The organism is Streptomyces sp. NPDC005955, assembly GCF_042871255.1.
GTDB lineage: Bacteria > Actinomycetota > Actinomycetes > Streptomycetales > Streptomycetaceae > Streptomyces.
This window is the reverse complement of record NZ_JBIAIF010000004.1, coordinates 578,603-590,215: the sequence shown is the minus strand read 5'-3', so window position 1 is coordinate 590,215 and position 11,613 is coordinate 578,603. Positions and strand designations below refer to the sequence as shown.

The following is an 11,613-nucleotide window of genomic DNA, read 5'->3' as shown; positions in this document are numbered from 1 at the left end:
GGTGCACGGCTGGCTCCAGAGCACCCTCGTGGTGGCGGTGGTGGTGGGGCTGCACGTGCCCCTCGGCGACCACCTCGCCCGGGTCCTCGACGGCGACCGACACACCCGCGCGGAACGGGTCCTGTACCGGTTCTGCGGCGTGGACCCGCACCGCGAGCAGGACTGGCGGCACTATCTGACCGCCCTGCTCGCGTTCTCCGCGGCGGGCGTCCTCGCCCTGTTCGTCCTCTTCACGCTCCAGGGCCGACTGCCCTGGTCCACCGGACACCCCGGCATGCCGTGGCGGCTCGCCCTGCACACGGCCGTCAGCTTCACCACCAACACCAGCTGGCAGAACTACGTCGCCGAGGACACCACCGGGCACCTGGCCGTGATGGCGGGCCTCGGCACCCAGGCGTTCGCCTCCGCCGCCGTGGGCGTCTGCGTCGCCCTGGCCCTGATCCGTGGCCTGGTGCGGCGGGACACCGACCACCTGGGCAACTTCTGGGTCGATCTGACCCGCACCCTGTTCCGGGTGCTGCTGCCGCTCGCCGTCGTCACCGGACTCGTGTTCATCGCGCTCGGCGTCCCGCAGAACCTCGACGCCCCGCAGCCGTTGACCACCGTCACGGGCGGCACCCAGAGCCTGCCCGGCGGCCCGGTGGGGTCCTGGGAGTCCATCAAGCCGATGTCGGGCGACGGCGGGGGCTTCTTCAACGCGAGCAGCGCCCACCCCTTCGAGAACCCTTCGGCGTGGTCCCACGCGCTGTCCGTGGTCCTGATGCTGCTGATCCCGACCGCGCTGCTGCGCACCTACGGGCGGCTCGTCGGGTCGACCCGCCAGGGGTGGACCCTGCTGGCCGTCGCCGGCGCCCTGTTCACGCTGCTGGCCGTCGCCGGTTCCGCCGCGCAGGGCGCCGCGGGCGGAACGGTGCCGCAGGCGGTCGGCGGTTCGTACGAGGGCACCGAGACCCGGATCGGCGTCGCCGGCTCCACCCTGTTCGGCCTCGCGGCCACCGCCAGCGCGGACGGTGCGTCGGGCGCCTCGTACGACAGCTTCACCGCGTTCGGCGGCGGGGTGCTGCTGAGCGCGATGATGCTCGGCGAGATCGCGCCCGGCGGTACCGGCAGCGGACTGTACGGGCTGCTGGCGGCCGTGCTGGTCGCCGTGTTCATCGGCGGCCTCATGGTCGGCCGCACCCCCGAGTACCTCGGCAAACGACTCGGTCACCACGAGATCCGGTACGTCGCCCTGTACACGCTCGTCGCCCCCGCCACGATCCTGCTGTCCGCGGCGCTCGCCCTCGCCCTCGGCCACGGCCGCTCCTCCATGGGCGAACCGGGGCCGCACGGACTGACCGAGCTGGTCTACGCGTACACCTCCAGCACGGTGAGCAACGGCAGCGCGATGGCCGGCTTCAACGGGGCCACCGACTTCCACCACCTGCTGATGAGCGCGGTGATGCTCCTCGGCCGCTACCTCCCGATGGTGTTCCTGCTCGCCCTCGCGGGCCGGTTGGCCCGGGGGCGTTCCACGGCCACCACGGCCGGTACCCTCCGCACGACGGGCGTCACCTTCGTCGCACTGGCCACCGGGGTGGCCCTGCTGTCGGCCCTGCTCAACCACCTGCCCGTGCTGTCCCTGGGGCCCCTGGCCGAAGGGCTGCGGTGAGGGCTCCCGGCGCCACGATCCGGCCTTTCCCGCCGGGCGCCCCCACCGCGTGAACCGCGCCGGACCCGCCCACGTACCCCTCCTCGCAACGGACTACCGACCGGAGGAGACCCACGTGCCCGAACCCCTGCGCACCGTCCACCCGCCCCCGCTGCACCCCCGCCGTACGGCGGTCACCGGACCCGCCGTACGGCCGGCCGTGGTGATCGCCCAGGCACTGGTCGGGGCCGGGGCCCTCGCCGTGCTCTGCCTGTGGTGGTTCGGCGCCGCGCCCGCGGGGGGCGCGGGGGGCCGGCTCACCGACGCGGGGCGCGTCACCGGGCTGCTCGCCGGCTACGCCGCCGCCGTACTGCTGCTGTTGATGGCCCGGGTGCCGTGGCTCGACCGGACGCTCGGCACCGACCGGCTCGCCCGCTGGCACGCACGGGGCGGCCGGATCACCGTGTCGCTGATGGTGGCCCACGCCCTGCTGGTCCTGAGCGGCAAGTCCGTCACCGAGGAGCGGAACCTGGTGGACGAGACCGCCGCCGTCCTCGGCTACCCGAACATGCTGAAGGCCGCGAGCGCCTTCCTGCTGCTCCTGTGCGTCGCCGCGCTGTCCGCCCGGGCGGCCCGGCGCCGGGTGGGCTACGAGACCTGGCACGCCCTCCACCTCCTCACCTACCTCGCGGTGTACCTCGGCTTCTGGCACCAACTGTCGTCCGGTGCCCACTTCATCGGCGACCGGGCCGCCCGGACCACCTGGTACGCCCTGTACGGGACGGTGGCCGCCCTGCTGGTCTGGTTCCGCGTCCTGGGACCCGTCCGGAACGCGCTGAGACACCGGTTGCTCGTCACGGAGGTGCGGCCGGAGGCCCCGGACGTGGTCTCGGTGTACCTGACCGGGCGGCGGCTGGACCGACTGCGGGCCAGACCGGGGCAGTTCATGCGCTGGCGCTTCCTCGCGCCCGGGCTGTGGTGGACCTCCACCCCCTACTCGCTGTCGGCGCCCCCGGACGGCCGTTCGCTGCGGATCACCGTCAAGGGCGTCGGGGAGCACAGCCGTGCCCTCGCCCGGATCGCACCGGGCACCCGGGTCTGGGCGGCGGGCCCCTACGGCGGCCTCACCGCGTCCCGGGCGAGGGCCGGCAGGTCGCTGCTGCTCGCGGGCGGCGTCGGGATCACCCCGCTGCGGGCGCTGTTCGAGACGCTGCCCGGGGACACGGTCCTCGTCTACTGGGCCCGCAGCGCCACCGATCTGGTGCTGCGCGGGGAACTCGACCGGATCGCCGCCGAACGGGGCCTGCGCGTCGTCTACTCGGTCAGCGACCCGGACGGCTACCGGGTGCCGTTGGACGCGCGCAGCCTGCGTCGGTTGGTTCCCGACCTGGCCCGGCGGGACGTCTACGTGTGCGGCCCGCCCCGGCTGACGCGGGCCGCGCTGTCCGCCCTCGCGGAGGCCGGGGTGCCGGGCTCCCGGGTGCACCACGAGTCGTTCTCGCTCTGAACGGGGACGCGGCCGGGGACGGGGTCGGGGTCGGGGACGGTGGCGGGGACGGTGGCGGCCGGTCCTGACCTGATCGGGTCCCCGAAGAAGCGGGCCCGGGCAAGCGTGTGCTGTGCGCCCGTTGCACTGCCGCCCCCTGCGTCCCGTACTGATGCACCCTCATATCGACGTCTACGGAGGATGGTTGGGGAGGTCAGCGGACGAGCAGTGGCCAAGGGGCCGTTGCCGTGCACTGATCGTGTGCGGGGAGGGGTCGGGGAAGGGCTTCCGGGCGGACGGCGCGGCCGGTTCACGCGGGCAGAATGGTCTAAACCCTTGACTGGTACAGACCAAGGCGATTGAGTGGCATCCCGCCCCCCACCGCGGTCCGCCCGTCGCGCACCAGCCGCCCCTACCGGCCCGTGCACGGGACGTGCTCCGTCCCGAAGACCCCCGGCGAGGCCGTACGCACGAGGAGTAGACGCATGTCCCAGCGACGCCTCACCGCCGCGCTCGCCTCCCTGGCCATCGCCACCGGCATCACGGTCGCCCTGCCCGCCACCCAGGCCGTGGCCGCGCCCTGTTCGAGCTACCAGGCATGGACCCCCGGCACCTCCTACGCGGTGGGCGACGTCGTCCGCTACCGCGACGGCAAGGCCTACATCGCCGAGCACGCCAACCCCGGTTACGACCCCACCGTCTCCACCTGGTTCTGGGACCCGTACGCGTGCGAGACCGGTCCGTCCGGTCCCGAGACCCCCGCCGGCACCTTCGTCGTCACCGAGTCGCAGTTCCACCAGATGTTCCCGGGCCGCAACTCCTTCTACACGTACGCCGGTTTGAAGGAGGCGCTGAGCGCCTACCCGGAGTTCGCGATGACCGGCGGCGAGACGGTCAAGAAGCAGGAGGCCGCCGCCTTCCTCGCCAACATCGGGCACGAGACCGGCGGTCTCGTGCACGTGGTGGAGCAGAACACCGCCAACTACCCGCACTACTGCGACGCGACGCAGCCCTACGGCTGCCCCGCGGGCCGGGCCGCCTACTACGGGCGCGGACCCATCCAGCTCAGCTGGAACTTCAACTACAAGGCCGCGGGTGACGCGCTCGGCATCGATCTGCTCCGCAACCCCTCGCTGGTGCAGACCGATCCGGCGGTCGCCTGGAAGACCGCCCTGTGGTACTGGAACACCCAGTCCGGCCCCGGCACCATGACGGGCCATCACGCGATGGTGACCGGAGCCGGGTTCGGCCAGACCATCCGCAGCATCAACGGTGCCCTGGAGTGCAACGGCGGCAACCCCGCGCAGGTCCAGAGCCGGATCAACAACTACCAGCGCTTCGCCGCGCTCCTCGGGGTCCCCACGGGAGGCAACCTCACCTGCTGAGCGCCTTCGCTCAGCGGTCACTGACCAGCGGGCGCCCGGGGTGAATCGCCCCCCGGGCGCTTCTGCTGTTGTCCGGCCCGCCCTACCCGCCGGGTCGGGGCGTCAGACGTCGCCGGCCGGCCCGGTCGCGTAGTACGCCAGGAACATGCCCACCCCGGCGTCGAGCAGCTTCTCCGTGGCCTCGTCGTCCAGCGCCGTTCCGTACTGGCCGACGACGAGGTGCGGGAAGACGAAGAGCGCGTAGAGCTGGAGGACGGCCACCTCCACGTCCCCGATGGCGAGACGGCCCCGTGCGTGCAGGGTGCGCAGCGCTTCGGCCACCTCGGGATGATGGCCGGTCGGGCCGTGGCGGCGCCAGGCGTCGCCGAGTTCGGGGAAGCGGTGCTGCTCCGCGGCGACGAGGGCGCGCAGGGTGATCACGTCCTCGTTGTCCCGCACCGAGCGCACCCAGGACCTGGCCACCTCGGTGAGGGCTCCGCGTAGATCCGCTGCTTCGGCGAGCCCGGCGAGCGGAACCGTGGCGTCCGTCGCGGTCAGCGGTTCGTCGAGGGCCCCGGCCACGACCGCCGTGAACAGGGCTTCCTTGCTGCGGAAGTGGTTGTACACCGTCACCTTGGAGACCCCGGCGGCAGCGGCGATCGCGTCCATGCCGACGCCGAAGCCGTCCCGGAGGAACAGGGCGCGCGCCGCCGCGATGATGTCCCGCCGCTTGCGCTCGGCCCGGGGGCCGCTGGGGGCGGGGTGGGGGAGGTCGCCGCTCATGCGGGCAGCCTATCAGCAACTGAACGGTTGAGTTCATGTGAACTGATCTGTACGGTACAGTTCAGTTCGGTCGGCCCGTCGAACCGTCGACCCGGGCCGACCTGCCCGATCGTCCGGCGCCCCGGGACCCGTCACGCCCCCGGTCGACGCACCCTGCCCGCGCCCGTCGAGGCGCACCCCTGCGCACGGAGGAACCGCCATGCCCTCTTCCCGGCCCCCCGCCGATCCCGACCCCGACCTCGACCCCGACCTTGGACCGGCACATCCGCACGGCGCCCACCCCGACCCGCACGGCAGCGCCCACCACGAGCCCGAGCCGCGCCGCTGGAGCGCGCTCGCGGTCATCTGCCTCGCCCAGTTCGTCCTGATCCTGGACGTCACCGTCGTGAACGTCGCCCTGCCCGACCTCGCCGTCGACCTCGACCTGACCCGGTCCGCGCTGACCTGGGCGGTCACCGCCTACACGCTCTGCTTCGGCGGGCTGATGCTGCTCGGCGGGCGGCTCGCCGACGCCTTCGGGGCCCGCCGGATGATGACCGTCGGGATCCTCGTCTTCACCACGGCCTCGCTGCTGACCGGACTCGCCCAGGACGCACCGCAGTTGCTCGGCGGTCGCATGGCCCAGGGGGTGGGCGCGGCGCTCCTGTCCCCGGCCGCGCTCTCCCTCGTCACCACGATGTTCCACGGCACCGAGCGCACCAGGGCCCTCGGGGTGTGGGCGGCCGTGGGAGGCTCCGGCTCCGCGGCCGGCGTGCTCATCGGCGGGGCACTGACCGACGGTCCCGGCTGGCGGTGGGCGTTCTACCTCAACGTGCCCGTCGGCATCGCGGTCCTGGCGGTCCTGCCCGCCCTGGTCGCCGCCCGCCCCGCCCGTCCCGCCCGCCTCGACGTACCGGGCGCGCTCCTCGTCACCGCCGGCACCGGCGCCCTGATCTACGGTCTGGTCCGGGCCGGCGACCAGGGGTGGGCCGATGCGGTCACCCTGCTGTGCCTCTTCGGCTCGCTCGCGCTGTACGGGCTCTTCTGGCTCGTCGAACGCGCCGGCCGGGCCCCGCTGATGGACCTGCGGATGTTCACCCGGCGTCCGGTGCTGGCGGGCGCGTTCCTCATGCTGGTCGCCACCGCGCTGTTGCTGTCGTTCTTCTTCCTCGGCAGCGTGTACCTCCAACACGTGCGCGGACACAGCGCGTTCCGCACCGGTCTGCTGTTCCTGCCGGTCGCCGTGGGCACCGCGGCGGGCGCCCACCTGGGGTCCCGGTGGGTCGGACGGCTCGGCGCGCGGCCGACCGCGGTCGGGGGCCTGGTGGTCGCCGCCGTGGGTTGCCTGCCCCTGACGGCCCTCGACGCCGGGACGCCGGTGTACACGGTGGTGTTGCCCGGGCTCGCCATGGCCTCGCTGGGGATCGGCGCGGTGTTCGTCACGGCGACGGCGACCGCACTGGCCCTGGTGGAGCCGCAGGAGTCGGGTCTCGCCTCCGGAGTCGTCAACACCTTCCACGAGGTCGGCGGTTCGGTGGGGGTCGCGGTGGTCTCCACCGTGGCCGCCGCCGGCATCGACGGGGGGACGCCCGGCGGCTTCGCCGACGCCTTCACGCTCGGCGCGGTGGTGGCCGCGGTGGGCGCGGTGGTCTCCCTGGCCCTCGTGCCGCGCGGCAAACCGCAGCTGAGCGGGGTGCCCGTCCACTGACCGGCCCGGCCGACGGGCCCGGCCGTCCGGCGGCCCGGTGCCGTCAGGGAGCCGTCAAGGACGGCGGGGGCGGTCGCCGGTCCGCCCGCGGAGTCGGACGCTGGACGTAGCGGGACGTGCCGGCCGTGCCCGGTCCGGGTCCGTGCGGACGAGCCCCCGTCCCTCCGCCGGGCCACGACGGCGACGGCCCCCGCGCCCCGCCACCGACCGCACGAGGGAGGCAGCGATGCGTACCCCGACACCCCCCGCGCGCGACCGGCTGGCCCTGGTCGCCGCCGCGGCGCTCCCCCTGCTCACCGCAGCGGCGCTCGTCCCGCTGCGGACCCGCACCACCAGCGCGGTGCTGGCCCTCGCCCTCGCCGTGGCGGTCGTCGCGGTGGCGGCGCTCGGCAACCGGCTCGCAGCGGTCCTCGCCGCCCTCTGCGCCACCGTGTGGTTCGACCTCTTCCTGACCCGCCCCTACGGGACGCTGCGCATCGTCGACACCGGTGACCTCCTCGCCGCCCTGCTCCTCCTCGTGATCGGGGTGGGCGTGGCGTGGATCGCCACCCGGGCCCGGCGGCTGAAGGCCGTCACGGTCACCGACGGGGCCCAGCTCACCGCCCTGCACGGCACCGCGGCCAGCGGGCGGCGTTCGCCGGACGCGGTCACCGAGACGGCGCGCCGCCAACTCGTCGCCGTGCTGGGGCTGCGCGGCTGCCGGTTCGAGTACGGCACCCTGCTCGGCCGCCCACCCCGGCTCGAACAGGACGGCACCGTCACCGTCGACGGCCGTCCCCATGACGTCGACCGCTACGGCTGGCCCGCGGGGGAGATCGAACTGCGGGCCGCTGCCGGGGGACGGTACGTCGGACGGTTCCTGCTGGACCCGGTGCCCGGGACGACGGCCGCACCGCGCGCCCGGATCGTCGCCGTGACCCTCGCCGACCAGGCCGCCGCGGCCTGGCTGGCGGGGGCGGTGGCGAGCGGCCCGCCGGAGCCCTGACCGGCCGCCGGCGCATTGCGGACGTGTGAACGCTCCACCGCCCCGGGAATACCGGTGGGGCGTTCCTCCTTGGCTCCGGATGACGCGGGTGGTGGTCATCCGCGCGCACGACCGCAGCGAGAGGAACCCCATGTCAGAGGCGCAGGCGCAGGCGTACGCGCCCACCGGTGACCGGGGGGCCGGGACGGGAGGGCCCGCGCCCGCCCGCAGCCCGGAGACCGCCCTCGCGGGTGTCCCGCACGTCCTCGACAACCCGGCGCACGCCGCGCTCAACGGAACGCACGCGCACCTCGCCGAGCGGCGCGGCCGAGTGGTCCGCTACCCGCTGGACGTCTCCCCCTGGCTCGGGCTCCCCGACGACCCCGGCCCACAGGACTGGCTGGACCTCGCGGCCCTGGTCGGCCCGGACACGGAGGTCCACCTGCCGGGCGTACGGGTGGCGCCGCCCGAGGGGTGGACGGCCGTCTCGCAGCACGAGGGCGTGCAACTGGTGGACGACGGGTTGGTACCCGCCCACGACCCCGAGACGGTCCGGCTCGGTCCCGCCGACGTGCCCGAGATGCTGGAACTGGTCGCCCGCACCCGGCCGGGCCCCTTCCTGCCGCGCACCGTCGAACTCGGCACGTACCTCGGCATCCGGCGGGGCGGGACGCTGATCGCGATGGCGGGGGAGCGGCTGCGGCCGCCCGGCTGGGCCGAGATCAGCGCGGTGTGCACCGATCCCGCCTACCGGGGCCAGGGCCTCGCCACCCGACTCGTGCGGGCGGTGGCGGCGGGCATCGGGGAGCGCGGCGAGACCTCGTTCATGCACGCCTCGGCCGGGAACACCGGGGCGATCCTGCTGTACCGCAGGCTCGGCTTCGCCCTGCGCAGGACCACGGAGTTCGGCTCCGTACGCACGCCCGCCCGCACCGAGGGGCACGACCTCTCGGGGGCGGTCGCCCGGTGACCGGGGTGGGGCCCGCCGGAAGGCGGCTGCCGTCCGCCCGGTGCGGTGGGCAGCCGCCCGCGGCGTTCAGCGCCGGTGCGGACGTGCCCGGCGCCGCAGGTACAGCGCGGCGGTGACGACCCCGACGGTGACCAGGGCGCCACCGCCCAGCAGGGTCAGGCCCCGGTAGTCGGTGGAACTGCCGCCCAGTCCGCCCCTGACCCCCGCCGGCGCGCTGGTCGCCGACACGGTGGGGGTCGTGTTGACGGTCACCGACTGGGTGCCGGCGGTGGTGCCGTCCGCGCACACCACCGCCACGGTGTACGTGCCGGAGCCGACGTCCGTCCAACTCGCGGACCGGGTCGCGCCCGAGCCGAGGGTGACCTGTCGCCCCTGCGCGAAGGCCGCCTGGGTGCCCGTCATCAGCGAGGCCGTGCCGCCCTGGCCGCAGGCCGCGGTGCTGACCCGCACCGTCGACCCGCTGGCCACGACGCTGATCCCGGACACTCCGGTGCCGCCGGCGAAGGCGGGCGCCGCGAGCCCCAGCGGGAGCACGGCGGCGGCCACGGTCAGTCCGGCACGGCCGGCTATCAGGGTGGTGCGCATGTGTCTGCCCTCCGGCCGCACGGTTGGCGGAACGTCCCGTGCGCCGCCGAAATGGGGAGTCGTCCGTGCTGCCTGAGGCGAGCCAACGGCCAAAAGCCCCGGTCCGCATGCGGGCACGGACCGGGCAGGTGACGCACTCCCACGTCCGGCGGTACGCCGGCCCCGGTCAGCCGCCCGTCACGACGGTCCGCTCCTGCGAGTACGCCCCGTACGTTCCGTCCGGCAGCATCGCCTGGATGCGCACCCGGTACGTCACCCCCTTCTTCTGGTCCACGTAGAAGCTGTGCTTCGCGCGCCCGGTCGGTGGCTCGCCGCCCCAGATCAAGGAGGTGGTCTGCTCGCGGTTGAGCTGGATGCGGTACTGCATCACGACCGCGTCGGTCTCGGGCGGGTCCCAGGACAGTTCGAGGTGGTACGCCCCGGACTTCGCCACGGACACCGCCCGGAAGTCGGTGGGCGCCGTGTCCCGCCCGTCGTCAGCGCCCTCGGCGGTGGTGAGCCGCACGGTCCGGGACTCCTTCGACGAGTTGTCCGCCGCGTCCCGGGCCTTGACGGTGAAGACGTACGCGGTACCGGGCCGCAGGCCGGTCACGACGGTACGGGTGTCCCGCGGGCCGGCACTGTGGATCTTCGTTCCGGACTGGTAGATGTCGTAGGAGACCACGCCCTGGTCGTCCGTGGACTCCTTCCAGGTCAGCAGGGCGCTGCGGCTGCCCTGCGCGCGGCCGGCGAGTGCGCCGGGCGCGGTCGGTGCCTTCTTGTCGGCCTTCGTGACCTTGGGGGTGGTCGCGGTGGCGGCACGGCTCTCGGGGCTGAGGGTTCCCCGGTCGTCCCGGGCACGGACGGTGAACGAGTACGAGGACGAGGGCTTGAGTCCGGAGATGTCGGCCATGTACTGCTCGCCGGGCAGCTCCTTCACCTTCTTGTCGCCCTGGTAGATCTCGTACCCGGTGACCTTCGCGCCCGGTCCGGGTCGGTTCCACATCAGGTGGACGGTGCTGGAGCTACCGGCCTGGGCGGTGACCCCGATGGGTGCGGCGGGCGGGGCGACCGCCTGTTTCTCGCCGGTCAGCCCGCAGCCGGCGGTGAGGAGGAGCGCCGCGGCGGCCAGCGGCAGGGCGCGGGCGGCGGACGTACGGAGTGGGGGGATGGGACGCACCGTGGTGCCTTCCGGTTGGTGGCATTGGTACAGACCTATATGGCACGGATGGTGAGTCCACATCAAGAGGTTGACGGTTGTTCCTCTCTCGGAGGAGGGGGCCGTCCGGGTCACGACACGCCGCCCCCGCCCCGACCGGGCGGCCCGTCCGGCCGTGTCGCGGTGGACACCGCTCGACGAACGGCAACGGTTCTGTGGTGGTTCGTCACGATTCGTCTATGGAGGGTCTGTTCCTCGTGCTCATGCGAACGGTGGTCCCGACCGCCGCCCTCGGTGCCGTCCTGCTGGTCCCCGGATCGTTGTCCGCCGACGCCCTTCCTCCCGCTCCGGGGGCCGGGGGAGGCATGCGGGCCCCCCGCGCGGACGCACCCACCGCCGCCGAACTGCTCGCGGCGGTGGGCGGTTGCGTCCAGGTGTCACGGGGCGCGTACCGCACCGACGCCTCGGCGGCCCGGGAGACGGTCCCGGTGTGCGGGAAGACCGGGGTCGTCCACTGGAAGGCCGATCTGGACATCGACTGCGACGGGCGCCGGGGCACCCACTGCAACGAGCGGACCGACCCCTACTTCTCACCGATGACGGCGTTCACCCAGTCCGACGGCCGGTACCTCAGCGCCGAGCAACTGCCGTTCATCGTGGTGCCCGCCCCCAGCAGCCGCTGGCGCTACGCCGACCACGGGGTCAAGGGCGGCAGCGTCGTCGCCGTCGTGTACCGCACGCAGGTGCTCTACGCGGTCGTCGGCGACAGCGGCCCGGCCGGGGTGATCGGTGAGGCGTCGTACGCGGCGGCCGAGGCCCTGGGCATCCCGCCCGACCCCCGCACCGGCGGTGTCGCGTCCGGCGTCACCTACATCGTCTTCACCGGCACCCGGGTCCAGCCGATCGAGAGCCACCGGGCCGCCGTCATCGAGGGCGAACGGCAGGCCCGGGCGTTCGTGGCCCGCCGGGGCACCGCCCGCACCGCCCCGGGCCCGTGGGGGTGACG

Annotated in this window: 10 protein-coding genes; 7 read left to right on the top strand and 3 right to left on the bottom strand. The window is 74.1% G+C overall.

What is annotated here, in order from left to right; genetic code table 11:
• Window position 1: 1 nt before the first annotated feature.
• The 3 genes from kdpA (at window position 2) to ACFYOU_RS14295 (ending at window position 4,501) form a co-directional block, all read left to right on the top strand.
• Window positions 2-1,651 (top strand): potassium-transporting ATPase subunit KdpA, encoded by a 1,650-nt coding sequence (gene kdpA / locus ACFYOU_RS14305; protein WP_391305702.1) that lies wholly within the window; start codon window positions 2-4, stop codon window positions 1,649-1,651.
• 115 nt (window positions 1,652-1,766) lie between these two features.
• Window positions 1,767-3,137 carry a ferric reductase-like transmembrane domain-containing protein gene (locus ACFYOU_RS14300; protein WP_391305700.1) on the top strand — a complete coding sequence of 457 codons (1,371 nt, stop codon included), beginning with the start codon at window positions 1,767-1,769 and terminating at the stop codon, window positions 3,135-3,137.
• Window positions 3,138-3,601: 464 nt separating this feature from the next.
• Window positions 3,602-4,501, top strand: a complete 900-nt coding sequence (locus ACFYOU_RS14295; RefSeq protein WP_389767477.1) for a glycoside hydrolase family 19 protein — start codon at window positions 3,602-3,604, stop codon at window positions 4,499-4,501.
• A 102-nt stretch (window positions 4,502-4,603) separates the two neighbouring features.
• On the opposite strand, the gene ACFYOU_RS14290 is transcribed toward ACFYOU_RS14295, so the two are convergent.
• Window positions 4,604-5,263 carry a TetR/AcrR family transcriptional regulator C-terminal domain-containing protein gene (locus tag ACFYOU_RS14290; protein WP_391305698.1) on the bottom strand — a complete coding sequence of 220 codons (660 nt, stop codon included), beginning with the start codon at window positions 5,261-5,263 and terminating at the stop codon, window positions 4,604-4,606.
• Between the two features lie 199 nt (window positions 5,264-5,462).
• Here ACFYOU_RS14290 and ACFYOU_RS14285 point away from each other — a divergent pair, with 199 nt between their 5' ends.
• The 3 genes from ACFYOU_RS14285 to ACFYOU_RS14275 all read left to right on the top strand — a co-directional run bounded on the left by ACFYOU_RS14285 (window position 5,463) and on the right by ACFYOU_RS14275 (window position 8,884).
• Window positions 5,463-6,950 carry an MFS transporter gene (locus ACFYOU_RS14285; RefSeq protein WP_391305697.1) on the top strand — a complete coding sequence of 496 codons (1,488 nt, stop codon included), beginning with the start codon at window positions 5,463-5,465 and terminating at the stop codon, window positions 6,948-6,950.
• Window positions 6,951-7,176: 226 nt separating this feature from the next.
• Entirely contained in the window at window positions 7,177-7,935 is a 759-nt protein-coding gene (locus tag ACFYOU_RS14280) for a DUF4118 domain-containing protein (protein WP_391305695.1), read from the top strand.
• A gap of 130 nt (window positions 7,936-8,065) precedes the next feature.
• Window positions 8,066-8,884: a GNAT family N-acetyltransferase gene (locus tag ACFYOU_RS14275; protein ID WP_391305693.1), complete on the top strand. Its 819-nt coding sequence runs from the start codon at window positions 8,066-8,068 to the stop codon at window positions 8,882-8,884.
• Window positions 8,885-8,950: 66 nt separating this feature from the next.
• On the opposite strand, the gene ACFYOU_RS14270 is transcribed toward ACFYOU_RS14275, so the two are convergent.
• Window positions 8,951-9,469, bottom strand: a complete 519-nt coding sequence (locus tag ACFYOU_RS14270; protein WP_391305690.1) for a hypothetical protein — start codon at window positions 9,467-9,469, stop codon at window positions 8,951-8,953.
• Between the two features lie 166 nt (window positions 9,470-9,635).
• Window positions 9,636-10,628: a fibronectin type III domain-containing protein gene (locus ACFYOU_RS14265; RefSeq protein WP_389767489.1), complete on the bottom strand. Its 993-nt coding sequence runs from the start codon at window positions 10,626-10,628 to the stop codon at window positions 9,636-9,638.
• 218 nt (window positions 10,629-10,846) lie between these two features.
• Between ACFYOU_RS14265 and ACFYOU_RS14260 the strand changes: the two genes are divergently transcribed.
• Window positions 10,847-11,611, top strand: a complete 765-nt coding sequence (locus ACFYOU_RS14260; RefSeq protein WP_391305688.1) for a glycoside hydrolase family 75 protein — start codon at window positions 10,847-10,849, stop codon at window positions 11,609-11,611.
• Window positions 11,612-11,613 lie beyond the last annotated feature (2 nt).

What these genes read in the sequence shown, in the direction of transcription:
- ACFYOU_RS14295 (WP_389767477.1), top strand. Translation starts at nt 3,602, where the DNA reads ATGTCCCAGCGACGCCTCACCGCCGCGCTCGCCTCCCTGGCCATCGCC.
- ACFYOU_RS14290 (WP_391305698.1), bottom strand. Translation starts at nt 5,263, where the DNA reads ATGAGCGGCGACCTCCCCCACCCCGCCCCCAGCGGCCCCCGGGCCGAG.
- ACFYOU_RS14285 (WP_391305697.1), top strand. Translation starts at nt 5,463, where the DNA reads ATGCCCTCTTCCCGGCCCCCCGCCGATCCCGACCCCGACCTCGACCCC.
- ACFYOU_RS14280 (WP_391305695.1), top strand. Translation starts at nt 7,177, where the DNA reads ATGCGTACCCCGACACCCCCCGCGCGCGACCGGCTGGCCCTGGTCGCC.
- ACFYOU_RS14275 (WP_391305693.1), top strand. Translation starts at nt 8,066, where the DNA reads ATGTCAGAGGCGCAGGCGCAGGCGTACGCGCCCACCGGTGACCGGGGG.
- ACFYOU_RS14270 (WP_391305690.1), bottom strand. Translation starts at nt 9,469, where the DNA reads ATGCGCACCACCCTGATAGCCGGCCGTGCCGGACTGACCGTGGCCGCC.
- ACFYOU_RS14260 (WP_391305688.1), top strand. Translation starts at nt 10,847, where the DNA reads ATGGAGGGTCTGTTCCTCGTGCTCATGCGAACGGTGGTCCCGACCGCC.